We start from the raw sequence: 22,402 nt of genomic DNA on the forward strand, positions 1-22,402 counted from the left end.
GCGGTGAAGTAGTGATCAGGAGGCCAGACGGTGCGGGTACTGATCGAAGCCGATGCGCGGGCCGTCGCCCTGCGGGCGGCCTCCCTGGTGGAGGGGCTGGTACGGTCCAGGCCCCGATGCGTGGTCGGGCTGGCGGCGGGTGCGACGCCGCTCGCCCTTTACGCCGAGCTGACCGACCGGCGGCGGGGGCTGGATTTCTCGCAGGCGACAATCTTCGGCCTGGACGAGTATCTCGGCCTGGATGCCGGCCATCCCGCCAGTTGCGCCCTGACACTGGCCGGCCATTTCATCGCCAAGGCCGGCATATCGCCGTCACGGACCCATTTGCTCGACGGCACGGCCCAGGGCGACCTCGCGGCCTATTGCGCCGCCTACGAGGAGCGCATCCGGGCCGCCGGCGGGCTGGACCTGCAGATCCTCGGCCTGGGGGTCAACGGCCATGTGGGCTTCAACGAGCCGGGAAGCGGGCTGGCCAGCCGCACCCGGCTGGTGGGCCTGCGGCGCAGCACGCGAACCACCAACGCCCCCATCTTCGCCCCCGCCCCGGTGCCCGAGGCGGCCCTGACCACGGGAATCGGCACCATCCTCGAGGCGCGCCGCATCATCCTGCTGGCCACCGGGCCGTCCAAGGCCGATGCCGTGGCCAGGATGGTCGAGGGACCGGTCACCGCCCTGGTGCCCGCCTCGGCCCTGCAGCTCCACCCCGATGCCGTGGTGGTGCTGGACGAGGCGGCGGCGGCGCGCCTGGCCCTGGCCGAGGACTACCGGACCGAAACCGCCATCCTGTTGGAAAGAGGCGGACTCGCCGCCATCTGAGAATCAGAAGAGACCTGGGAGGGTCGGACCATGAAGAACATCAGCAAGATCGCCTTTCTCGGCGCCGGCAGCATGTCGTTCGGCCTTTCCACCTTCCGCGACATGTTCTCGTCGGACACCCTGGCCGGGTCCACCCTGGTGCTGGTGGACCATAATCCGGAGGCCCTGGCCCGCATGAAGGCCCTGGCCGAGCGCATGAATGCCGAGGGAAAAGCCGGCATGATCATCGAGGCCACCACCGACCGCCGCGCCGCCTTCGACGGCGCCAGCGTGGTGATCAATTCGGTGGCCATCGACCGCATGCGGCTGTGGAAGATGGATTTCGAGATCCCCAGGAAGCACGGCATCCGCCAGACTCTGGGCGAGAACGGCGGGCCGGGCGGCCTGTTCTTCACCATGCGCACCCTGCCGCTGATCTTCGACATCACGCGGGACATGGAGGAGCTGTGCCCCAATGCGCTGTTCCTCAACTTCTCCAACCCGGAAAGCCGCATCGTGCTGGCGCTGGGTAAGTACAGCCCCATCAAGTCCATGGGCCTGTGCCACGGCATCTTCATGGCCAGGGGCGCGCTGTGCCACATCACCGGCCAGTCCTGGCACGACACCGAGTGCTGGGGCATCGGGCTGAACCACTTCCAGTGGATGCTGCAGTTCCGCAACCGCTGGACCGGCCAGGACCTCTATCCCCTGCTGCGCGAGAAGGAGCCCGGCTTCGACCCCGCCTTCCAGCCGTTCAGCCGCAAGATGTTCAACATCTACGGCCTGTGGCCCAGCTGCAGCGACGACCACATGGGCGAATACCTGGCCTTCGGCTGGGAGGGCGGCGAGGAAGGCCACGATTACGACGGCGACGCCCGGGAAAGGGTGGAACTGCAGCAGACCATCGAGGGCGTGCTGAAGGGCGGCCCGCTGCCCGACGAGTGGAAGCATTCGGTGGGCGAGCGCACCAACGTGGTGGTGGACGGCATCATCAACAACCGCCACCACTACCTGGAATCCGCCGTCCTGATGAACAACGGCACCATTCCCAACCTGCCGCCCGACCTGGCGGTGGAGGTGCCGGCCATCGTCGACGCGGCGGGCGTGCATCCCGTCTCGCTGGGGCCGCTGCCCGATCCCATCGCCAAGCTGGCCCTGGTCCAGGCCGGCGTGCAGCAATTGTCGGTGGAAGCCGCCGTTCACGCCTCGAAGGATCTGGCGCTGCAGGCCCTGCTGGCCGATCCGGTGGTCAATTCCTCGGACGCCGCCGTCAAGCTGCTGGACGAGCTGTGGGAGATCAACAAGCCCTATATCCGCAAGTGCGTTTGATTCTGCGGGCGAGACGCCCGCGCTCCGTGTATTCCCTCGGAGCGCGGGCATCCTGCCCGCACTCAATCCATTCCCTCGGAGCGCGGGCGTCTCGCCCGCACTCAATCCATTCCCTCGGAGCGCGGGCATCCTGCCCGCACCACTCCGGTTAGACTTTCGGCAGGCTGACGAAGAAGGTGGAGCCCCGGTCCAGCACCGATTCCACCCAGATGCGCCCGCCGTGGTGCTCGGCGATCTTGCGGCAGACCGCCAGGCCGATGCCGGTGCCCTCGTACTGGTCGCGGCCGACCATGCGCTGGAAGATGCCGAACACCTTTTCCAGGCAATCGGCGTCGATGCCGATGCCGTTGTCGGTCACCGTGAACACCCACTCCCGGCCGCCGTCGCGGCATGACATTTCGACCATGGGAACACGGTCCGGGGGGCAGTATTTCAGCGCGTTGCCGATCAGGTTCTGGAACAGGCGGGTCAATTCGGAACGATCCCCCCGGATGGTGGGCAGATCGCCGGCCACGGTGACGGTGGCCTTGGAATCCCGGATGGCGATTCCGAGATTCTGCACGCCATCGGCCAGGACCACGTTGAGATCGACGGGCTCCATGGACGATTGCCGGCCGATGCGCGAAAACTCGAGCAGATCGGCGATCATGCGGTCGAGCCGCCGCGCCCCGTCGGTGGCGAAGGCGAAGAATTCCCGGGCCTCCTCGTCGAAGGCCGAGGCCAGCTTGCGGCGCAGCAATTCCATGTAGGAGTTGATCATGCGCAGGGGCTGTCGCAGATCGTGCGATGCGACATAGGCGAACTGTTCCAGTTCCTCGTTGGACCGCTTCAGCTCCGCCACCAGCCCGGCCACCCGCGCCTCGATCCGCTTGCGCTCGCTGATGTCCTCCTGCTGGCCGACGAAGCCGCGCAGGTGCCCGCCATCGTCGATGACCGGCGAGATGACCACCGACGCCCAGTAGCTGCTGCCGTCCTTGCGCCGGTTGAGCAGTTCGCCGCGCCACTCGTTGCCGCCCAGGATGGTGCGCCACAGCTCGGCGTAGATTTCCGGCGGGGTTTCCTCGGTCTTCTGGATGCCGGGTGTGCGGCCGATCACCTCGTCGAGGGCAAAGCCGGTGAACCGGCAGAAGCTGGAATTGGCATAGTCGATCACCCCCTTGGGATCGGTGGTGATGATCATGTTGGGATTCTGATCGACGGTCTCGGACAGATGCCGCAGCCGGGCCTCGCGCTCCAGGCTGCCCAGATGCCGGAGCGAGAACAGGAACAGCATCCCGCCCATTCCGAGAGCGGCCAGCCCCAGCCCGGTGAACCACGACAATGTCCGGTGCCATCCGGCCAGCGCCCCCTCGCGGGTCACGGTGGCCAGGGCGAGGATGGGATAGCGGCGCCCGGCGTTGTAGCCGACGATGCGCGCCTTGCCGTCCAGGGGACTGATCCGCTCGGTATGCCCCGAACGGCTGGCGATCATGGCTTCCAGACCGGGAAAGGCGGCCGGCAAAGCCTTGGCGAAGGATTCGGTGAAGGGGTGCCGGTAGAGCGGGGCGCCGTCCAGGCGATGGATGGCGATGGTGCCGTCGGCCGGCAGACGCAGGCGCTCGAACAGTTCCTCGAAGCGGTTGACGCGCAGCGAGATGCCGATCACCCCCTGGAAGGAGCCATCGGCGCCGCTGATGCGCTGGGTCAGGAAGAATACCCACAACCCGGTGATCTTGGATTGCGACAGCTCGCTGACATACAGGTCCTCGCCCGGATTGTCGCGGTGGAAGATGAAATACGGCCGCAGGGAGGCGTCGGCCTGCCGGGTCGGATTGCTGACCGAACTGGCCGAGGCGATTCCGTCGGTATTGACGAAGAACAGGGCGTGCAGCGGCTTGTCGGCGGGATCGTCGCTGAACAGGTTGAGATGGGCCATGAACATCTCGTACCAGGCGGTCTCGCTGAAGGCCGCCACCCCGCCCCGCGCCCGGATCTCGCGCTGCAGCGAGGTCAGGATCGCCGCCTCGGACCGGATGGTCGCCTCCACCTGTTCGGACAGGGCCAGGGCAAGGGTGCGCATGGACCGCCCCGTCTCCTCGACGGTATAGCGCGGCCCCAGCCACACCATCACCAGATAGGCGACCACCAGGAACAGATTGGCGGAAATGAACGCCGCCACCAACCAGCGGCGCAGACGGCCGAACCCCAATGCCTTGGAATCGTCCGACCCGATTCTGACGGTCGGAGAGGACCCAGCCATGCTTCACTCCACAATGACCAGCGAGTCGAATTTACAGGAACGGGAGAGGCGGGAAATCACCTTATCGCCCCCCCGGACCAAAGGCATAGGCATCCCCGAATTGGAGACGCCGGGAGGAAATAACGGATGATCACGGATGAAATTGTTGCTACACCCCCGCAACACCACAGCCGTATCCCCGAGGGGCCGTGATCAGGACCGATAGCTACAAGCTGAGCGTTGCCGGCCTCGCCCTCCTGGCGCTGTGCCTGTTCGCCTATCCTTGTCTGCGCGTCGGCACCGCCCTGGAAATCGACTACAACGAGGGTTGGAACGCCTATCAGCAGATGCGGGCCATGGCCGGCCTGTCGCTGTATTCCGCCGACACCCCCATGTTCGTCAACAACTACCCTCCCCTCTCCTTCTATCTGGTGGGGATGCTGGGAAGCCTGACGGGCGACATGGTGCTGGCCGGCCGGCTGCTGTCGCTGGCCGCCGTGGCCGTCATCGCGCTGTCGGCGGCCATGGTGGCCCGCGCCGCCGGCGCCCGGCGGACCGATGCGGTGCTGTCCGGCGCAGCGGCACTGGGCCTGCTGTCGGGGCTCGCCACCGATTACGTGGGAGTCAACGACCCGCAATTGCTGGCCCAGGGCTTCCTGTGCGCCGGCTTCGCCCTTTATGTCGGCCGGCAGGGCGGGGCGGCACGCCTGCCTCTGGTCGCCCTGCTGTTCGCCTTGGGATTGCTGTGCAAGCACAACGTCCTGGCCCTGCCGATGGTGGCCACCGTGCATCTGGTCTGGCGGGGAAGCAACCGCGAACGGGCGCTGTATCTCGGCACCGGGCTGGCCCTGGCCGCCCTGGCGCTGGCGGTCATCGAGGCCAAATTCGGCGCCGGTTTCTTCAGGAACCTGCTGGCGTCGCGCCACTACGATCCGGCGCGCGGCATCATCCTCAGCACCGAGATGCTCGACCTGCTGCAGGCCCCCATCGCCGTGACCGGGCTGTATTTCCTGCTGGCCCGGGAGGCTCGCATCGCCACCAAGGTGGGAGCCTATCTGACCACCAGCCTGGTCCTCGCCATGGGATTCTCGGGCGGGGCCGGAGTCGACACCAACATCTTCTTCGACGCCATGATCGCCTGCGCCATGGCCGCCGGTCCGGCGGTGGCCTGGCTGCGCGCCCGGCCCGGCACCGGCCCCCGGGCCTGCGCCGCCCTGGCGCTGCTGTTCCATGCCGGCCTGATCTTCCACATGCCCATCGCCCTGGGACGCTTCGCCGTGGACATGGCCGGCGGCGAGATGAAGGAGCGCGAGGCCCTGTTCCTGGCGGACGTGGCCTGGCTGAAATCGGTCCCCGGCCCGGCCATCTGCGAATCGCTGCTGCTGTGCCTCAGGGCCGGCAAGCCCATGTGGATCGATGGCTATTCCGCCACCCAGGCGGTGATCAACGGCCGGCTGCCCGCCGATGCCATGAGCGGCCTGCTGGCGCGGGGCGAGGCGGCGGCGGTGCAGGTCTCCAGCCGCCGCGCCTTCCCGGCCGACGACCCCAAGGGCGCCCAGTCCATACCGCCGCGCTTCATCAACTTCCCCGACGACATGTTCGACGAGCTGGAGCGCTCGTACCGGCTGGAGCGGGTCGGCATCACCGGTCGGTTCTACCTCCCCCGATAGGCCCGTTCACGCACCTGGGCCAGACTGTCCTCCACCAGCAGCGCGCCGTCGCGGAACACCGGCCGCAGCTGGTCGGCGCCCGCCGGGCACTCTTCCAGCCGAAGGGTGCGCAGCCCCCCCGCCCCGTCTCCGGCCAGGGCCAGACGGCCCCGCTTGGAGCCCTTGCCGGCGTCGGTGACCGGCTCCTTGTAGACATCGCGCCACTGGCCCGCCACCCGGACGGCGGAGGCCTTCATGGCCCAGGAAAAAGTGTCGCGGTCCACCTTCTGCAGCAGCGCCCCGCCCATGCCGAAGGCGATGTTGTCCACGGCGAAGCCATCCCGGGCCATGCGCGCCAGGATGGCGCGAATGCTGTGGGGATTGACGCCATCCCCCTGGATGATCCGCACCGCCGGGTTGAGGACGTGGAAGCCCTTGGTGTTGCGGGTCGAGCCGAAGGCGGCGGCAGCCAGGCGCAGCACCTTGGCCACCACCTCCACCGGATCGCCGGAATCGGGGCGGATCACCAGGGTGCCGCCGGTCTCCAGCACCTGGGCGCGCAGTTCCCGCCCCCACAGATTCTCGACGGCGTGGAAGACGTCGTAGGAATCGGAAACCACCGCCACCAGCCGGCCGGGCCCGCCGAACTGGGCCAGCATGTTGGCATAGGCCGCCACCTCGCCCGCCCGGCCCCAGCTGGTGATGGTGGAATGCTCGGCCGCCGGGATGGAGAAGCCGGCCATGGGCTCGGCGTAATGCTCGGCGGCGGCCAGCAGCGCCTCCACCGTGTCGGTGCCCTTGAAGTTGACCAGATGGGCCAGCCCGCCCAGGGCGGCGCTTTCCGCAGACGAAGCGCCGCGCGCCCCGAAATCGTGCAGCTTGAAGTCCAGGCTGTCCTCGGGCGCGTCCGAGGTCAGCAGCCAGAACTCCCGCAGAATCCGCTTCACCGCCCACGAGATGGTCGCCACCGTCGAGGGATACCACAAGGCCCGCTGCAGCATGGTCTCCAGATAGGAGGTCAGCCAGTAGGCCTCGGGATCGGTATTGACCACCTGAACCACCACGTTGGCGAACGGCACCAGGCTGCCTTCGGGAACGGCGCTGACCTCCACCGGCAGTCGGCCGTCGTGGCGGGCCAGGATGTGGCGCCACCCATCCTCGTGGAACGGCACCCCGTGGCCGCCGAACAGACGGGCGGCGCACTCGATGTCCGCCGCCGTCACCGGGTGGGCGGCCAGCCGGCGCAGCAGCGGCTGCAGGCCGAACACCAGGGTTCCCGGCAGGTCGAGGCCGCTATTGTCGGCGCGGGCCTCCACATAGGAGGAGACGTATTCGGTGCCCGGCGGATACTGCCATTTGTGGCTGGCCTTGTAGCTGTCCACCGCCAGGATGGGATTGAACCCGCCCGTCATGCCGCGCCCCTTCGGCCATCCCCGGCGAAGGCGGCGGCGATGGCGGCCTCCTTGCCTTCCAGGGCCGGGCGATAGAGCTTGTCCTCGGAGGCGATGTGCCCCACCCACCAATCCACCAGATAGGACAGCAACGCGCCGTGGTCGATGGCGTCCTCGGCGGCGGTGGCGTGCGCCACGTAATCGCAGAAGCTCCGGTGGCGGGCGCGGTGGTGGGCGAGATGGGCATAGCCGGCGGCGGCAAGCATGCGCTCCTCCCGCTCGAAATGGTGGCGGGAATAATCGACGATCAGGGCCAGGCCGTCCGACAGGGCCTCCTTGCTTTCCCCCAACTGGAAGGCCTTGGCCAGCCGTTCGATGCCGGCCAGGATGCGCTTGTGGTCATCGTCGATGGCGGCGTGGCCCATGGCCAGGTCCTCGCTCCAGAACTCCCAGTGCAAGCGCTCGGCCTTCATCCGCCCTCCAAGTGCATATAAAATGTGCTATTGCCGCGTTCGCACATTATATGTGCAGTGACGGGCAACAACAAGCACCCGACGCCGAATTGCCGCCGCCCCCGTCATTGCGTTAGGCTGGGGCATGCGCCCGCTCACCTCGGACCTTCTGCTGCGCGCCTATGCCTCGGGCATTTTCCCCATGGCGCGGTCGCGCGACGAGAACCGCCTGTACTGGATCGATCCGGAACGGCGCGGCATCCTGCCGCTGGACGCCTTCCACGTTTCGAAAAGCCTGCGCCGGACCCTGCGCGGCGGCCGCTTCGACATCCGTTGCGACACCGCCTTCGAGGCGGTGATGCGGGCCTGCGGCGAAGCCACCGCCGACCGTCCGGAAACCTGGATCAACGAGGAGATCGTCCGGCTGTTCGTCGAACTGTTCGAACTGGGCCTCGCCCATTCGGTGGAGGTCCGCCAGGACGGCGAACTGGTGGGAGGGCTCTACGGCCTGGCCCTGGGAGGGGCTTTTTTCGGGGAAAGCATGTTCTCGCGCCGCACCGACGCCTCCAAGGTGGCGCTGGTCCATCTGGTGGCGCGGCTGCGCCATGGCGGCTTCAGCCTGCTCGACACCCAGTTCGTCACCGACCATCTGAAGCAGTTCGGCGCGGCGGAAATCCCCCGCGCCGAGTATCAGAAGCGTCTGGCCGAGGCCCTGGACGAGCCCGCCCGCTTCGACCGCGACGCCATCGTGCCCTGGGAACTGGCGCTCGACCGCTAACGCGCCTTGCCCCGGCAATCGAGGACCCAGATGTCGTAGACCGGGTGCTCCATGGCCGAAAGGGCCGGACTGGAGGCGAACATCCAGCCGCGGAACAGCGCCGCCGCCGGCTGGTCCTTGCGCAGCTCCCAGATGTCGAGGAAGGCGGCGCTTTCCGGCTGGTCCTCGGGGCGACGCTTCTTGCAGGCCCTGACGATGATCTCCAGCGCCCCCACATGCACCGGCGTGCCCACCGGCGCCTCCACCGTCACCACCCGGGCCGTCACCTTGTCCAGGCCCTGCAGCACCGCCGTGTCGAAGGACAGGTCGGTGCCGCTGGTCTGGGACGGGGCGGCGGGCATGAGCGGAGGTGCCTGCTGGGCCGCCGCCGGAACGACGGCGAGCGCCGCCGGCAACAGCAGCGCGGCGAGCCGAGCCCGCATCAGGGCTTGGCCCCGGCGGCCGGCGGCTGCCCCGAGGACGGCTGGTTGTCGGTGGTGGCCAGGAAGATCAGCTGGCCGACCATCTCCTCGATGGACTTGAAGTTCTTGGACGGCCCCAGCGCGCCGCCGGCGGCGATCCTGGTCGCCGACTTGCCCGGCGTCAGCTTGACGAACTTGCCGCCCAGCAGCCCTTCCGACGACACGCTGGCCACCGTGTCGGCGGGAAGCGTGATGCCGTGGGCGATGGAAAGCTTGACCACCGCGTCGTAGGTCACCGGGTCCAGCGCCTGCGAGGCGACGGTGCCCACCTTGATGCCGTTGATCTTGACGTCGGCGCCGGTGTCCAGGCCGCCGACGCTGGCGAAGGTGGCGGTGATCTCGTAGCCTTCGATGGTCTTGATGTTGGCGTGGCCGTAGGCGAACACCAGGAAGAAGCCCGCCACCGCCAGAACCACGGCACCCATGATGGTTTCGATCAGATTCCGTCCCATGGCCTACCTGCTCAGTTGGTGGTGGACGGCAGGGGCTTGTCGAGATAGCCGCGCTTGGCGCGGCCCTGCTGGATGATCATGTCCAGCAGGTCCTCGATGACCACCGCATCCTGGGTGTATTGGATTTCCTCGCCGGGCTTGAGCATCTGCTCGTCGCCCCCCGGCTTGAGTTCGATGAACTTGGCCCCCAGCAGGCCGTCGGTGTAGATCACCGCCGCCGTGTCGCTGGTGAGCTGGATGTCCTTGCGCAGCCGCAGGGTGAGGACGGCGCGGTAGCGCTCGTCCAGGGTCTGTTCCACCACCTTGCCGATGGGGGCGCCCGACAGGCGCACGGTGCTGCCCACGTTGATGCCGTCGGCGCGGTTGAAGCGGGCCTTGAGGGCATAGCCGTCGCCGGCCTCGTTGCCCTTGACGCCGACGGCGAAGGCCAGCATCAGCAGCACGGCGCCGACCAGAACGACGGCGCCGCCCGTCACGGTATCGCGATCAACGCGGCTGACCATGCCCCCGTTCCCCCGTCAATCGGATATCAGGGCTGCCACGCCTCGTAATCGCCGGTGGCGCGCTCGCGCCGGCCGCCCGCCAGATCGTGGCCGGGGGGCAGATAGGCCCCGGCCGAGCCGGTCTTGTTGGGCTGGTGCGGCTGCTGCCAGGGCTGACGCGCCACGTCGGTCAGGGGCTTGTCGGCGGTGTAGTGCAGCCAGGCATGCCATTCGGGAGCGACGCGCGACGCCTCGACCTTGCCGTTATAGATCACCCAGCGCTTGGTGCGCCGGCCCTTGGCCTCGCTGCGCTCGGTGTAATAGCGGTTGCCCTCGGCATCGGTTCCAACCAGCTTGCCCTTGGCCCAGGTGAAAAGCAGGGTGCCCAGCGTCGCCATCTCGATCCTCGCGAAACAAATGTCGGGCGGACTATAGGCAAAAGGCACCCTCCCCGTCCAGAGGGGTTGCACGTTTCCCGCCCTCTCGGGCCGAAACGGCGGAAACCGGCCGGGCGCACCACTACCTGTGCCAAGTTTCGTCGTTTTCAAACACAATATGATGTGAATGCTTCGTAAAGAATCATTGACGCCGCCGAGCCCCGTGACATAGGCTGCGTCTCTGTCGAGGGAAGACCACAAGATATTGTGGGCGACACGGGAGAAGGGGGAGAAGCGCCCGCAGCGGGGCGCCGGCCGCCGACTCTGTGTCCGCTTCGGCAGGATCAATCAGGGATCAAGCGGAGCAGAGGGGCCAAAATGCGCGTCCAGCGTCACTACACCAAGTCCGGCGAAACCGCCTACGACGGAATCGTGTTCCGCAAGGCGTCCAGCGAGATCCGCAACCCCGACGGTTCGGTGGTGTTCTCCGCCACCGACATCGAGGTCCCCGCCGACTGGTCGCAGGTGGCCTGCGACGTCCTGGCCCAGAAGTACTTCCGCAAGGCCGGCGTGCCCGCCAGGCTGAAGCGCGTCGCCGAGAAGGGCGTGCCCGAGTGGCTGTGCCGCCACGAGCCCGATGCCGAGGCCCTGGCCAAGCTGCCCGAGAAGGAGCGCATCGTCGGCGAGAGGAGCGCCAAGCAGGTGTTCGACCGTCTGGCCGGCACCTGGACCTATTGGGGCTGGAAGGGCGGCTATTTCAATGCCGAGGAGGACGCCCTGGCCTTCCGCGACGAGATGGCCTGCATGCTGGCGCGGCAGATGGGCGCCCCCAATTCCCCGCAATGGTTCAACACCGGCCTGCACTGGGCCTACGGCATCGACGGCCCCGGCCAGGGCCATTCCTACGTGGACTTCAAGACCGGCAAGCTGGTCCGCTCCAAGTCCGCCTACGAGCATCCCCAGCCCCACGCCTGCTTCATCCAGTCCATCGAGGACGATCTGGTCAATGAAGGCGGCATCATGGACCTGTGGGTGCGCGAGGCCCGCCTGTTTAAGTACGGCTCGGGCACCGGCACCAACTTCTCGCGGCTGCGCGGCGAGGGCGAGAAGCTGTCGGGCGGCGGCCGTTCGTCGGGCCTGATGAGCTTCCTCAAGATCGGCGACCGCGCCGCCGGCGCCATCAAGTCGGGCGGCACCACGCGCCGCGCCGCCAAGATGGTGGTGGTGGACGTGGACCACCCCGACATCGAGAGCTTCATCTCGTGGAAGGTGCGCGAGGAGCAGAAGGTGGCCGCCCTGGTGGCCGGTTCCCGCCTCGCCCAGCGCTGCCTGACCGAGGTGATGGCCGCCTGCCGCGAATGGGATGGTGCCGACGGCGAGGCCCGCTTCGACCCCAAGATCAACAAGCGCCTGAAGAAGGCCATCATCGACGGCCGCAAGTGCGAGATTCCCGAGAACTACCTGCAGCGCGTCATCCAGTTCGCGCGCCAGGGCTATACCCGGATCGATTTCCCGGTGCTGGACACCGACTGGGATTCCGAGGCCTACCTCACCGTCTCGGGCCAGAATTCCAACAATTCGGTGCGCGTGGACAACGCCTTCCTGAACTCCGTCCTGCAGGACGGCGAATGGAACCTGAAGCACCGCAATTCGTCCAAGATCGCCAAGACGCTGAAGGCCCGCGACCTGTGGGAGCAGATCGGCGAGGCCGCCTGGGCCTGCGCCGATCCGGGCATCCAGTTCGACACCACCATCAACGAGTGGCACACCTGCCCGGAATCGGGCCGCATCAACGCCTCCAATCCCTGCTCGGAATACATGTTCCTGGACGACACCGCCTGCAACCTGGCGTCCCTGAACCTGCTGTGCTTCCGTAACGAGGACGGCTCGTTCGACGTGGAGGGCTTCCGCCACGCCTGCCGGCTGTGGACCATGGTCCTCGAGATCTCGGTGCTGATGGCCCAGTTCCCCTCGCCCAAGATCGCCGAGCTGTCCTACGAGTTCCGCACCCTCGGCCTGGGCTACGCCAATGTGGGCGGCCTGCTGATGGCCTCGGGCATTCCCTATGACAGCGACAAGGGCCGGGCGCTGATCGGCGCCATCACCGCCCTGATGACCGGCGAATCCTACGCCACCTCGGCCGACATGGCCGAGGAGCTGGGCGCCTTCGAGGGCTTCGAGAAGAACCGCTCCGCCATGATGCGGGTGATCCGCAACCACCGCCGCGCCGCCCACGGCATGGGCACCGGCTACGAGGGCCTGTCGGTCACCCCGGTGCCGCTGGACGCCGCCAATTGCCCCGACGCGCCCTTGCTGGCCGCCGCGCGGCAGGCCTGGGACGAAGCCCTGGCCAAGGGTGAGAAGCACGGTTTCCGCAACGCCCAGGCCACCGTGGTCGCCCCCACCGGCACCATCGGCCTGGTGATGGATTGCGACACCACCGGCATCGAGCCCGACTTCGCCCTGGTGAAGTTCAAGAAGCTGGCCGGCGGCGGCTACTTCAAGATCATCAACCGCATGGTCCCCGAGGCCCTGCGCAACCTGGGCTACAACGAAGGCGACATCGCCGAGATCATCCGTTACGCCGTGGGCCACGCCTCCCTGCGCGGCGCGCCCCACATCAACCACGACAGCCTGAAGGCCAAGGGTTTCGACGATGCCATGCTGGACAAGATCGAGTCCCAGCTGGAAAGCGCCTTCGACATCAAGTTCGTGTTCAACAAGTACGGCCTGGGCGAGCAGTTCTGCACCGAGACCCTGGGCATCCCCAAGGACAAGCTGGACGATTTCAGCTTCGACATGCTGGCCTTCCTCGGCTTCTCGCGCCAGGAGATCGACGCCGCCAACACCTACGTCACCGGCGCCATGACCCTGGAGGGCGCGCCCTTCCTGAAGGACGAGCACCTGCCGGTGTTCGACTGCGCGTCCCCTTGCGGCCGCGTCGGCAAGCGCTTCCTGTCGGTGGACAGCCACATCCGCATGATGGCCGCCGCCCAGCCCTTCATCTCGGGCGCCATCTCCAAGACCATCAACATGGCCAACAACGCCACGGTCGAGGATTGCAAGAACGCCTACATGCTGTCCTGGCGCCTGGGCATCAAGGCCAACGCGCTGTACCGCGACGGCTCCAAGCTCAGCCAGCCGCTGCAGGCCGCCCTGCTGGAGGACGCCGGCGAACTGGCCGACGATCTGGCCGAATCCTCCATGGCGGCCCGCACCGAGATCGTCGCCGAGCGCATGGTGGAACGGGTGGTGCAGCAGGTGCAGGCGCGGCGCAAGCTGCCCGACCGCCGCAAGGGCTACATCCAGAAGGCCATCGTCGGCGGCCACAAGGTCTACCTCCACACCGGCGAGTACGAGGACGGCAAGCTGGGCGAGATCTTCATCGACATGCACAAGGAAGGCGCCGCCTTCCGGGCCATGATGAACAACTTCGCCATCGCCATCTCGGTGGGCCTGCAGTACGGCGTGCCGCTGGAGGAATTCGTCGAGGCCTTCACCTTCACCCGCTTCGAGCCGTCGGGCATGGTGGAAGGCAACGACACCATCAAGATGTCGTCCTCGATCCTGGACTACATCTTCCGCGAGCTGGCCATCTCCTATCTCGGCCGCAACGACCTGGCCCATGTGGAGCCCGCCGACCTCACCCCCGACACGGTGGGCCGCGGCGCCCAGGAGAACCTGCCGGAGGCCGCCGTGGCCGCCGCCGCCGCCCAGCAGCTGGCGGTGGTGGAGAAGGTGGCGTCGCGCGGCTATGTCCGCTCGTCCAACCTGCTGTTCATGACGCGGGGCTCCGGCCCGACCTCGGTGTCGGCCGACATCTCGGGCGGCGCCATGCAGCTGGCGGCCGCCGCCCAATCGGCGGTCAGCGTCGCGGTCAACGCCGAAGCCCTGATCCAGGAGTTCGACGCCCGCGCCGAACAGATCCGCGCGGCGCGCATGAAGGGCTATGAAGGCGACGCCTGCCCCGAATGCGGCAACTTCACCCTGGTGCGCAACGGCACCTGCCTGAAGTGCGACACCTGCGGCGGCACCACCGGCTGCTCGTAAGCCGACACGACTATGCCGCGCACCATAGTTTGGCCGGTGCGCGGCATAGTGTGACCCAAACGAAGCAACAGCGTGCCGCAGCCGATTTTGAGGGACCGTTCTTTCCTCTCTTGGGTCCCTCAATGCAACGGGCTGGCTCTCTTCCAAGAGGGCCGGCCCTTAGCTTGTGAAATTAAAACGGTGGGCGCTGCATTGCACTTCAAGGCCCTTTCACCGGACGGGAATCCTGCCTCATGACGGCGCGAACTCCGATGCTCGGCGATCACAAGCGCGTACGTTCCCGGCTCGTGACGCCATTTAACGCCATGCTGGGGCCGATCCGTGAAGTATCGTGGATCAACATGATGATCCCCGAATTGCTCTGGCTAGCGCTACTGCACGATGCAGTTGGCGACCATCGCGCGGTCGAGATCGTGACCGCGTTCAGCAGGGACGTTCGCGCGACCTCGCCGGACCGTGACCGGACGATCTGGGCAGCCGCAGGCAAGTTCGCGGACCTGCCGCCGGACGTTTTGCCAACTCTTCTGGTCAAGAAGGGTGAAAGCTATGCCGACGACCTGCGAACTGCAGTGGCACCCCTCGCTGCATGGTATCCCGCCCATCCCCTGAACGCGTTATTCGACGGTAACCTACCGGAAGCGCAGCCGGCGATGTTGGCGCATGTGAAGGCGACGGTCGCGATGTTGTTTGACAGGTCGAGCCTCTTGGCAACGATGGTGCAAGCGAGCGCGCTTTGGCTGGTGTTCGATGCCAACCGTCTCAAGGTAGCTCCAGGTCAATCGCTCGCCCAGTTTCCCAGAATCGAGGACTATCCGACCACCGAGCTGTCTCAGCGGATCGCCGCATCGACCCGCGCCAGTCTAAATCAGATGTTCGGCGAGCAGGACCAAATGGCATCGGATGGCACCTGGCCGATCGCTTTCTGGAACCGGGGCCTCGTGCTCGAAGCCTGCGAGATCCACCATGATTGAATGCGAAGCAACGATTGATCTCGAAACGGTCATTCTCGCCTACCTTGCGGATGTCGACAGCGAGCTTGCCGAGCGACTGAAGGCCTGGCCGCCCGACTTTGCGCATATCCAGGTGCATGAGGTCATCGGCGGGCTACTCGCGCGTCAGGCGACGCTTGCAAAGGAGATCGCTGGCACCCCCTCCTTGTGGAACGGACATAGTGCACCCATCATGCTGCGCGCGATGGCAGATGTTTACATCAATCTTGCCTGGCTGCTGCTCGATCCCGCGGAGCGATGCCTCAAATACATCTCGTTCGGACTAGGGCAAGCGAAGCTGGAACTAGAGCACCGCCGGGCGGAGATCGGTGCGCGCACGCCGACGCCCGAGGAAAGTGCAAATCTGAAGGCGCGCGAATCCTGGATCGATAGCCAGCGTGCAACCTTCCTCCAGGACATCGACCTCGGCAAATGGTCGGGCCTCTCGGTGCGTCAGATGGCCGAAGAAGCGGGCTGCATTGACTTTTACCACTATGTATATTCACCGCTCAGCGGTTGTGCACACTCAATGTGGCAGCACATCGCAATCTACAATCTGAAGATCTGCGACAATCCGCTTCATCGCTACCATCGCCTCCCTGACAGTCCGTTGCTCGAGCCCGATATCAACTATCTCCTCTTGGCAGCGAAATATTGGGGCAAGTCGCTGCGCACGTTCGACAACACGTTCCATCTCACATCGACCGGGCTCGACGCCCGAAAGCGGCTGGTCGCAGCGCTCTCTCTACCGAGATCGCAACCGGAAGCGGGTCACGGTACCACGACGAGCGAGGCACCTGAGGGGTGACGCCCCCAATATACGGCTCGAAATCGCAATATCGGTTCGGCGTATTCAGCGTTTTCCCGAAAATACGTAGACTGAACCCTTGCAGGCGATTCGGCTTTGGTCATCGAGGGCGATACCAATGAGAAAACGTACCGATCTTATCTACGAGCGCGACTTCGCCCGTCGCCATCCGATACTCAATGGGCCGATGAGCGTCCAGATCGCCAAGCATCTGATCGACGACCCACGCCTTAACTCAGTCATCCCGATCCTAGCGGCACTTCAAAATGGAACCGATCTCGCCCCGCACCTCTCGCCCATGAAAGCCGCCAAGAGGGCATTCCGGCGTGCGATAGCCGGCGGGACATGGTTGGCGTACGTCAGGCTGATCGACCTCGTTCTCAACAAGTGGGGCATCCACCACTTCCATGCCGCTGGTGGCGGCCTACTGGTGTTCTCCCATCTAGACCACGATTCGGCAGTCGCGCGCATCATTGACCTCATCCCGCATGATGGCGATTGGATGCTTGAAAGGCGGCTGGTCGGCATCGTCGTCGATAACTGGCCGGAGGCGGGCATTGTCGAGGCGATCGGAGAGGGGCGATCGGGACTGACCGAAGCCGACCTGCTGGAAACCAGGAAGCGCGGCGTGAACGCGCCTGTCGAGGTGGGCGGCACCTTCTACATACCTTTGAGCCGTGCGCTGATGACGGATGGCAGCGGCTACGACTTCTCGGACAATATGCCCATCATATGTACGGGCAAGCGCATCAAACCGAGTGAGAGCGAGCCAACTAGCGGGCATCCGCAAGTGTTGATGGTCGGTGTCGATCCCGGAGACCCTACGCCACCGTGGGAAGCTGCAGCTGCAGAGATGGGGCGGCTGTTGGCCAAGCAACACGCTGCCAGGCAAAGGTTGATAAACATTTGCCGCGATGCGTTGATCGAGGACACGAAACGTCGTTCGTAAGCGTGACTAGCGCCCATTGGTCATCAGCTTGATGTCCCTGTGCTCTAGCTTAGGCCTCCGCCGTCCGCCGGCTTGGACGGTCTATCACTGGTCACTTGTGGGCGGAAGTGGCACGGAGATCGTTCCCGTCGCCGGCTCGACGCTCGCGATGATCCGGCGCGTCAATGCGTGCAGAAGGCCCGAGAGATCAAGGAGCAGCTTGTCGTCCTTCGCGCTCGAATAGGGCGACACCAACACCCCGTGCATGACACTGTGACGAAGCGTGTTCCACGCTTCGTACTGATCTGCCGTCACCCAACCAGCGTTGCGAAGTTGACGAAGGCCGATAGCCGCCGAGGTTTCCAATATTCGCGATGCCGCTCTTTTGGCTGGCTCCTTGAGCCGCAGATCTCCAGTCCAGAGATCAATATGTATTTTGAATTTGTCCACCTCTGTTTCCAACCGCTCGATCGCGTTAGTATCCATGTCTGGGCGGCGCGAGCCCCGTGGAAAGATTTGATTGATTAAGCCCTCAGCCGCGCTTGCGTATGTAAGAGCCCATACCCAGCGGGACCCAGCGGAGGCCTGAATCACCTCGACATAGAGGTTAGAGCGGATTTCGAGCGTCGCGAATCGTGAGGGATTCCCAATGGGCTGAAAATCTGATTCATGATTCTGGCTGGGGCGAGGAGGCCAGCATGCATGGGTCAGCCTTTATCGATGGACTTGCGGTCTCGGGTCTTGGCGGCGATTGACGAGGGTATGAGCTGCCGTTCGGCGGCGGCCCGGTTTGGCGTGGCTCCCTCGACGGCGATCCGGTGGCATGGTCAGCGCCGAGACACCGGCAGCTATGCTCCCAAGCCTCAGGGCGGCGACATGCGGTCGCGTCGGATCGAGGAACGGCGTGAGGACATCTTGGCCATCTGGAAGGCCCGCAAGGACATCACCCTGGATGAACTTCGCGATGCGCTGACCGCCGTCGGGGTGATCCTGGTGGCATCCTCCAACAATAAGGCGGTGGAGAACGTTAGCGCCGAATTGCCAGGACTTGATGCGTTGGCTGCGGATGCAGGGCTGGGCTACTTCCCATGTCTGTCCGACGCCCTCCATGACCCTAAGAAAACGTGGGGGCTGGTGGCCGCGATCCTCGGCAACGCCGCTAATCGCAGCAAGTTCCGCCAGACCTTCTGGTGGGACAACGAGGTCGGTATGTCGACCTACCTTGCTGCTGCGGCAGGTACGCCACAAATGGTCGAGGAAAAGGACCCCGCGACCGACGAAATCTTCGAGCGTCCGCCAAAAGTCGTCCTTGATGAAAATCCTCCGGCCAATCACCAGGAAGCGCTGGTGCGGTGGCCTCGGTATCGAGCCCGCGTTTGATCCGAAGGCAGTTGGGGCCACGTTCTATCGCCGTGCCGAGTTGCCCACGACCTGATCTCATCCGAGTACCATCAGTCGGCGCATCACATGGATATGTGGTGCGCTATTTTTTTGCCCATACCAGATATAGCTGGACGACCGCGTGCCTTTTGACGCATTCTGCGGCGGTCAGTTGATTCGTTTCGGCCAGATTTAACTACGCGGCCACCATCCAGACCGTTTAAAATCAATGGGTTATCTGGACACCCGAGGCATATTATGGTGTGCCTCACAACGACCCGGCGCGGACCCGAACTTAATCTCCTCGGTCCGCGCAACGAAGGGCCGGCCCTCCCCCGGGGGCCGGCCCCATTTTTTGCCGCCGGGCCAAGAAAAAACCCCAGCCCGGGGTGAGCTGGGGTCGGAGACGAGGGGGGAGAGAGTTTCCGCCCGGATCAGGCGGCTTGCCGCGAATGGCGTTCGGCAATGGGGGCCAGGATATTCGCCATTCCCGGATAGAGGGTCATCAGACGCAGGGCTTCCGCCCTGGTCCGCTCGCGATCGACGGACTGGCCGCAGGCCTCGGCCTCCAGCTGGGAAAGCAGGGCGCGCACGTCCTTCAGATCGAATGCCATGGCCCCCCTCCCGTCGATTGCCCACCCCTTGATCCTAGCACCGGGGAGCGGAAGGGTTCGCCACACAAGTCGTATCAGATTTACATCAATTATGACGAAAGTACGCAGATATGGCGATTGCACCTATGTCGTAGGGCGTTCCCAGGCCCCAGGCGACTATACGATGGAGGTAGCCGATTGCACCTATATCCTAAATTCGCTACCGTCATGCCCGTCGTGCGTCATCGGTGATGTCGATGCAGGACCGCATGGGGATGGAGAGATGGCGGTTCAAGCTCTCGGGTTGATCTCGGCCCTGATCCTGTGCCTGTTCCCGGGAGGAACGGCGACAGCCGAGCCGGTACGCTTCGTCACCATCGACACCGCCCCCTGGGCCAGCCACGACCCTCGGACCGGACGGGCCGAGGGGGTCTTTCCCGACATCGTCGCCGAATTGGCGCGGCGGACCGGCCTGGACATCCTGATCGAACTGCAGCCCTTCGCCCGCATCCCGCGCGAACTGGAGACCAACCGTCAGGACTGCTCCATCCTGGTCTGGAACGAGCAATGGGCCACGTTCATGGTGCGGGGCGAGATGGTCTCCAACCATCCGGTGGGAGTGTTCGCCCGCAGGGGAGTACGCCTGCGTTCCTACGACGACCTGCGCGGCCTGTCGGTCTCGGTTCTGCGCGGCCTGTCCCTGGGCGCCCGCTTCGACGGCGATTCCTCGGTTCACCGGCAGCACGACACCGACTACGTCCAGGGGCTCAACAAGCTGGCCCATGGCCGTGTCGACGCGGTGGCGGGCGCCTTGCCCACCATCGCCTATCTGGCGGAGCAGAACCGGCTGGACAGACATCTGGGCGATCAGCTGGTGCTCACCGAGATGCAGCTGCGCTTCCAGTGCGCCCGGGGATCGCGCCGCCTGGAGATCATGCCGGCGGTCGATGCCGCCATCCGGGCCATGATCGCCGACGGCACCATCGACCGCATCAAGGCCAGCAAGGACTTTCATTGATGCGAGATTCGGCCTCGCCCCCCGCCACGCGCCCATGCCGCCGGGGACTGGGCAGCCGATTGCTGCTGCTGATTCTGGGGTTCAGCTCGGTGGTCACCCTGATCTCGACGGTGGCTCAGATCTACGTGGACTACCACCGCGACGTGGTGGCCATCGAAAGCCGTCTCAAAGAGATCGAGCACGGCAGCCTGGACAGCATCGCGGTCAGCCTGTGGAACGTGGATACCGATTATCTCCGGCTCCAGCTGGAAGGCCTGTTGCGGCTGCCCGACATGCACTCCCTCGAGGTGCGGGAAACCGCGGACGGCCTGCACGCCCCCATCGTCCTGAGGGTTGGCGGCGCCGATGGCGGGCACGTCCTCAGCCGCGCCATGGCGCTGGTACGGACGGACGAACGGGGGACCCGCCAGCTCGGGGTTCTGGTGGCCACCGCCAGCCTGGACGGCGTCTACGCCCGGCTGGTCGACCGGGTGTCGATGATCCTGATGTCGCAATTCATCAAGACGCTGATCGTATCGGCCTTCATCTTCTACATCGTTCACCTGGTCGTGACCCGCCACATCACCGCCATCGCCGCCCATTTCCGCAGCATGACCTCGGAGGCGGACGCGCCGCCCCTGAAGCTGGCCCGCCGGCCCCGCCGGGACGAACTGTCCGATCTGGTGGATGCGTTCAATGCCCTGACCGTCAACCTGCATGAGAGCTATGCCCAGGTCTCGCGCAGCAATGCCGGTCTGGAAGCCGCCCAGACCCTGGCCGACATCCGGGCGGTCAAGCTGGAGGAGGCCAATGGCGAGCTGCGGCGCCTGGCCATGGTCACCGCCCACCACCTGCAGGAACCGTTGCGCCCCATGGCCATCAACGCCCAGCGCATCCAGCGCCACGTGGCGGCCGACGGGGCGGAGCTGGCCGAGTGGTGCGCTTCCATCACGGCGGGCACCGCCCATCTCGGCGCCCTGCTGCGCGACTTCCAGCGCTACGTCGCCGCCCTGACCGAGGAGCCCAGGCTGGACCCTTGCGACATGGCCGAGCTGGCGGCCCAGGCCCGGGCCAAGGCCCTGGAGAAGCAGAAGGCGGCCGGAGCGCGGATCGAGCTTGGCCCCCTGCCCACCCTGATCGCCGACGGAAGGTTGATCTCCCAGGTTTTTGACGAGCTGTTCGACAACGCCCTGCGCCATGCCCGACCGGGTGCGGTGCCACGGATCGAGGTTTCAGCCGTCCAAGCCGATGACCTCTGGCACTTCACGGTGCGCGACGACGGCCCCGGCTTCGAGCCCGGCATCGTCGACAAGGTCCTGGAGGTCTTCGAGGTCACCCACGGCCGGGCACCGGATCATACCGGCCTCGGCCTGCCCATGTGCCGGGCCATCCTGCGCGCCCATGGCGGCAAGATCGCCATCGAGGCCTCGCCCACCGGCGGAGTGGTCCGCTTCAGCCTGCCGGGCAAAGGGATGGCGCCTACCTGACGCCCCGCTCGGCCCCGGTCCGGGCGATGATCTCCGCCACCAGACGGGAATTGCGGCCCAGCCATTCATCGAACTCGGCGATCAGCTCGGGCGACTTGACCGAGGACAGGCGGTAGCTGTCGGCCACGTGGGGGAGATTGGGGGCGAAGGCGACGCTGCCCCCCAGCCCGGGAAGGGAATCGGCGGCGTTGAGGGCAACCGCCACATTGCCATAGGCGCCGTCGATGCGCCTGGTCTGCACCTGGCGCAGCAACTGCTCGAACGAGGAGTTCTCCTTAAGCTCCACCGCGCCGGATTTCAGGCGCTCGGCCCAGGCGAAAGGGGTGAAGCCGGCAATGGTGCCGAGGCTGTGAATGGCCTCGGGTCCCTCGGACAACGCCTCGCGCCGGACGATGGTGCCGTCGATGTAATTGATGACCGGCCGGGAAAACGCGGTGGCCCGCCCCTGGCGCAGGGCCGGTTGCCATTGGGGGGAATCGGGAAACTTCAGATCGATGCCGCCGTGGTTCAGCTCGGCATACAGACGCTTGACCGGCAGGGCCTGAAAGGTCAGACGATGCCCCGCCGCCGCCGCGAACGCGTCGAGAATCTCCCGCGCCGCGCCTTTGAACTGCCCGTCGATGACGCCGTAGACCGGGGAATAGTCGATGGCCTCGACGCCCACCACCAGGTCACGGGCCTGCAGCGGCCCCCCCGCCAGGCACAGCAGGATCGCCGCGGCGACACCGCCTCTTGCCGATCGGAACCACATGGACGTCATCTCCCCAACAGAGCGGGCGAATTGAA

General features: G+C 65.8%; 21 protein-coding genes. 11 read left to right on the top strand and 10 right to left on the bottom strand.

The genetic code is table 11. The annotated features are described in order from the left end of the window. Positions 1-30 precede the first annotated feature (30 nt). Together ACV4UZ_RS12100 and ACV4UZ_RS12105 are read left to right on the top strand one after the other, a co-directional pair. Entirely contained in the window at positions 31-816 is a 786-nt protein-coding gene (locus ACV4UZ_RS12100) for a glucosamine-6-phosphate deaminase (protein ID WP_491601074.1), read from the top strand. Positions 817-846: 30 nt separating this feature from the next. Continuing rightward, a complete protein-coding gene (locus ACV4UZ_RS12105; RefSeq protein ID WP_491601075.1) occupies positions 847-2,124 on the top strand; it encodes an alpha-glucosidase/alpha-galactosidase in 1,278 nt (425 codons plus the stop codon). Between the two features lie 148 nt (positions 2,125-2,272). Here ACV4UZ_RS12105 and ACV4UZ_RS12110 read toward each other — a convergent pair whose 3' ends face one another. After that, positions 2,273-4,363, bottom strand: a complete 2,091-nt coding sequence (locus tag ACV4UZ_RS12110; RefSeq protein WP_491601076.1) for an ATP-binding protein — start codon at positions 4,361-4,363, stop codon at positions 2,273-2,275. Positions 4,364-4,551: 188 nt separating this feature from the next. On the opposite strand from ACV4UZ_RS12110, the gene ACV4UZ_RS12115 reads away from it, so the two are divergent. Continuing rightward, entirely contained in the window at positions 4,552-6,012 is a 1,461-nt protein-coding gene (locus ACV4UZ_RS12115) for a hypothetical protein (RefSeq protein ID WP_491601077.1), read from the top strand. Here the strand turns inward: ACV4UZ_RS12115 and ACV4UZ_RS12120 are convergent. Beyond that, positions 5,997-7,403, bottom strand: a complete 1,407-nt coding sequence (locus tag ACV4UZ_RS12120; protein WP_491601078.1) for a nicotinate phosphoribosyltransferase — start codon at positions 7,401-7,403, stop codon at positions 5,997-5,999. The genes ACV4UZ_RS12115 and ACV4UZ_RS12120 overlap by 16 nt on opposite strands. Next, on the bottom strand, positions 7,400-7,855 hold the full coding sequence (locus tag ACV4UZ_RS12125) for a bacteriohemerythrin (RefSeq protein WP_491601079.1): 456 nt from the start codon (positions 7,853-7,855) through the stop codon (positions 7,400-7,402). Before ACV4UZ_RS12125 ends, ACV4UZ_RS12120 begins: the two co-directional genes overlap by 4 nt. A gap of 124 nt (positions 7,856-7,979) precedes the next feature. On the opposite strand from ACV4UZ_RS12125, the gene aat reads away from it, so the two are divergent. After that, positions 7,980-8,612, top strand: coding sequence for a leucyl/phenylalanyl-tRNA--protein transferase (gene aat / locus ACV4UZ_RS12130; RefSeq protein WP_491601080.1), 633 nt, complete (start codon positions 7,980-7,982; stop codon positions 8,610-8,612). Here aat and ACV4UZ_RS12135 read toward each other — a convergent pair. Genes ACV4UZ_RS12135 through ACV4UZ_RS12150 form a run of 4 tightly spaced genes read right to left on the bottom strand, consistent with a single transcriptional unit; the run spans position 8,609 to position 10,405 of the window. Next, the gene (locus tag ACV4UZ_RS12135; RefSeq protein WP_491601081.1) at positions 8,609-9,034 is read right to left on the bottom strand and encodes a DUF2155 domain-containing protein; all 426 of its coding nucleotides are present in this window, start codon (positions 9,032-9,034) and stop codon (positions 8,609-8,611) included. The genes aat and ACV4UZ_RS12135 overlap by 4 nt on opposite strands. Beyond that, a complete protein-coding gene (locus tag ACV4UZ_RS12140; RefSeq protein WP_491601082.1) occupies positions 9,034-9,525 on the bottom strand; it encodes an MlaD family protein in 492 nt (163 codons plus the stop codon). The genes ACV4UZ_RS12135 and ACV4UZ_RS12140 overlap by 1 nt, the downstream gene beginning before the upstream one ends. Before the next feature lie 11 nt (positions 9,526-9,536). After that, positions 9,537-10,028 carry an outer membrane lipid asymmetry maintenance protein MlaD gene (gene mlaD / locus ACV4UZ_RS12145; RefSeq protein ID WP_491601083.1) on the bottom strand — a complete coding sequence of 164 codons (492 nt, stop codon included), beginning with the start codon at positions 10,026-10,028 and terminating at the stop codon, positions 9,537-9,539. Between the two features lie 26 nt (positions 10,029-10,054). Further along, a complete protein-coding gene (locus ACV4UZ_RS12150; protein WP_491601084.1) occupies positions 10,055-10,405 on the bottom strand; it encodes an NADH:ubiquinone oxidoreductase subunit NDUFA12 in 351 nt (116 codons plus the stop codon). A 357-nt stretch (positions 10,406-10,762) separates the two neighbouring features. Here ACV4UZ_RS12150 and ACV4UZ_RS12155 point away from each other — a divergent pair, with 357 nt between their 5' ends. The 4 genes from ACV4UZ_RS12155 (at position 10,763) to ACV4UZ_RS12170 (ending at position 17,180) form a co-directional block, all read left to right on the top strand. Continuing rightward, on the top strand, positions 10,763-14,434 hold the full coding sequence (locus ACV4UZ_RS12155) for a vitamin B12-dependent ribonucleotide reductase (RefSeq protein ID WP_491601085.1): 3,672 nt from the start codon (positions 10,763-10,765) through the stop codon (positions 14,432-14,434). 251 nt (positions 14,435-14,685) lie between these two features. Beyond that, the gene (locus ACV4UZ_RS12160) at positions 14,686-15,405 is read left to right on the top strand and encodes a hypothetical protein (protein WP_491601086.1); all 720 of its coding nucleotides are present in this window, start codon (positions 14,686-14,688) and stop codon (positions 15,403-15,405) included. Beyond that, positions 15,398-16,231, top strand: coding sequence for a DUF5677 domain-containing protein (locus ACV4UZ_RS12165; protein WP_491601087.1), 834 nt, complete (start codon positions 15,398-15,400; stop codon positions 16,229-16,231). The genes ACV4UZ_RS12160 and ACV4UZ_RS12165 overlap by 8 nt, the downstream gene beginning before the upstream one ends. Before the next feature lie 118 nt (positions 16,232-16,349). Further along, complete coding sequence (locus tag ACV4UZ_RS12170) at positions 16,350-17,180, top strand: hypothetical protein (protein WP_491601088.1); 831 nt, start codon at positions 16,350-16,352, stop codon at positions 17,178-17,180. A gap of 84 nt (positions 17,181-17,264) precedes the next feature. On the opposite strand, the gene ACV4UZ_RS12175 is transcribed toward ACV4UZ_RS12170, so the two are convergent. After that, positions 17,265-17,645: a hypothetical protein gene (locus tag ACV4UZ_RS12175; RefSeq protein ID WP_491601089.1), complete on the bottom strand. Its 381-nt coding sequence runs from the start codon at positions 17,643-17,645 to the stop codon at positions 17,265-17,267. A gap of 429 nt (positions 17,646-18,074) precedes the next feature. Here ACV4UZ_RS12175 and ACV4UZ_RS12180 point away from each other — a divergent pair, with 429 nt between their 5' ends. Further along, positions 18,075-18,539, top strand: a complete 465-nt coding sequence (locus ACV4UZ_RS12180) for a hypothetical protein (RefSeq protein ID WP_491601090.1) — start codon at positions 18,075-18,077, stop codon at positions 18,537-18,539. Positions 18,540-18,973: 434 nt separating this feature from the next. Here ACV4UZ_RS12180 and ACV4UZ_RS12185 read toward each other — a convergent pair whose 3' ends face one another. Beyond that, positions 18,974-19,153, bottom strand: a complete 180-nt coding sequence (locus ACV4UZ_RS12185; RefSeq protein WP_491601091.1) for a hypothetical protein — start codon at positions 19,151-19,153, stop codon at positions 18,974-18,976. A 262-nt stretch (positions 19,154-19,415) separates the two neighbouring features. Here ACV4UZ_RS12185 and ACV4UZ_RS12190 point away from each other — a divergent pair, with 262 nt between their 5' ends. Together ACV4UZ_RS12190 and ACV4UZ_RS12195 are read left to right on the top strand one after the other, a co-directional pair. Continuing rightward, positions 19,416-20,150, top strand: coding sequence for a substrate-binding periplasmic protein (locus tag ACV4UZ_RS12190; protein WP_491601092.1), 735 nt, complete (start codon positions 19,416-19,418; stop codon positions 20,148-20,150). Further along, entirely contained in the window at positions 20,150-21,616 is a 1,467-nt protein-coding gene (locus ACV4UZ_RS12195) for a sensor histidine kinase (RefSeq protein WP_491601093.1), read from the top strand. The genes ACV4UZ_RS12190 and ACV4UZ_RS12195 overlap by 1 nt, the downstream gene beginning before the upstream one ends. Here ACV4UZ_RS12195 and ACV4UZ_RS12200 read toward each other — a convergent pair. Beyond that, the gene (locus tag ACV4UZ_RS12200; RefSeq protein ID WP_491601094.1) at positions 21,609-22,367 is read right to left on the bottom strand and encodes a substrate-binding periplasmic protein; all 759 of its coding nucleotides are present in this window, start codon (positions 22,365-22,367) and stop codon (positions 21,609-21,611) included. The genes ACV4UZ_RS12195 and ACV4UZ_RS12200 overlap by 8 nt on opposite strands. Positions 22,368-22,402: the final 35 nt, after the last annotated feature.

It is taken from the genome of Paramagnetospirillum sp., assembly GCF_058402745.1.

Excerpts from the sequence above, each read along its gene's own strand:
- ACV4UZ_RS12190 (WP_491601092.1), top strand. The coding sequence starts at position 19,416 with ATGGCGGTTCAAGCTCTCGGGTTGATCTCGGCCCTGATCCTGTGCCTG.
- ACV4UZ_RS12140 (WP_491601082.1), bottom strand. The coding sequence starts at position 9,525 with ATGGGACGGAATCTGATCGAAACCATCATGGGTGCCGTGGTTCTGGCG.
- ACV4UZ_RS12105 (WP_491601075.1), top strand. The coding sequence starts at position 847 with ATGAAGAACATCAGCAAGATCGCCTTTCTCGGCGCCGGCAGCATGTCG.
- ACV4UZ_RS12125 (WP_491601079.1), bottom strand. The coding sequence starts at position 7,855 with ATGAAGGCCGAGCGCTTGCACTGGGAGTTCTGGAGCGAGGACCTGGCC.
- aat (WP_491601080.1), top strand. The coding sequence starts at position 7,980 with ATGCGCCCGCTCACCTCGGACCTTCTGCTGCGCGCCTATGCCTCGGGC.
- ACV4UZ_RS12120 (WP_491601078.1), bottom strand. The coding sequence starts at position 7,403 with ATGACGGGCGGGTTCAATCCCATCCTGGCGGTGGACAGCTACAAGGCC.
- ACV4UZ_RS12110 (WP_491601076.1), bottom strand. The coding sequence starts at position 4,363 with ATGGCTGGGTCCTCTCCGACCGTCAGAATCGGGTCGGACGATTCCAAG.
- ACV4UZ_RS12160 (WP_491601086.1), top strand. The coding sequence starts at position 14,686 with ATGCTCGGCGATCACAAGCGCGTACGTTCCCGGCTCGTGACGCCATTT.
- mlaD (WP_491601083.1), bottom strand. The coding sequence starts at position 10,028 with ATGGTCAGCCGCGTTGATCGCGATACCGTGACGGGCGGCGCCGTCGTT.
- ACV4UZ_RS12155 (WP_491601085.1), top strand. The coding sequence starts at position 10,763 with ATGCGCGTCCAGCGTCACTACACCAAGTCCGGCGAAACCGCCTACGAC.
- ACV4UZ_RS12195 (WP_491601093.1), top strand. The coding sequence starts at position 20,150 with ATGCGAGATTCGGCCTCGCCCCCCGCCACGCGCCCATGCCGCCGGGGA.
- ACV4UZ_RS12175 (WP_491601089.1), bottom strand. The coding sequence starts at position 17,645 with ATGGATACTAACGCGATCGAGCGGTTGGAAACAGAGGTGGACAAATTC.
- ACV4UZ_RS12170 (WP_491601088.1), top strand. The coding sequence starts at position 16,350 with ATGAGAAAACGTACCGATCTTATCTACGAGCGCGACTTCGCCCGTCGC.
- ACV4UZ_RS12165 (WP_491601087.1), top strand. The coding sequence starts at position 15,398 with ATGATTGAATGCGAAGCAACGATTGATCTCGAAACGGTCATTCTCGCC.
- ACV4UZ_RS12150 (WP_491601084.1), bottom strand. The coding sequence starts at position 10,405 with ATGGCGACGCTGGGCACCCTGCTTTTCACCTGGGCCAAGGGCAAGCTG.
- ACV4UZ_RS12135 (WP_491601081.1), bottom strand. The coding sequence starts at position 9,034 with ATGCGGGCTCGGCTCGCCGCGCTGCTGTTGCCGGCGGCGCTCGCCGTC.
- ACV4UZ_RS12200 (WP_491601094.1), bottom strand. The coding sequence starts at position 22,367 with ATGTGGTTCCGATCGGCAAGAGGCGGTGTCGCCGCGGCGATCCTGCTG.
- ACV4UZ_RS12185 (WP_491601091.1), bottom strand. The coding sequence starts at position 19,153 with ATGGCATTCGATCTGAAGGACGTGCGCGCCCTGCTTTCCCAGCTGGAG.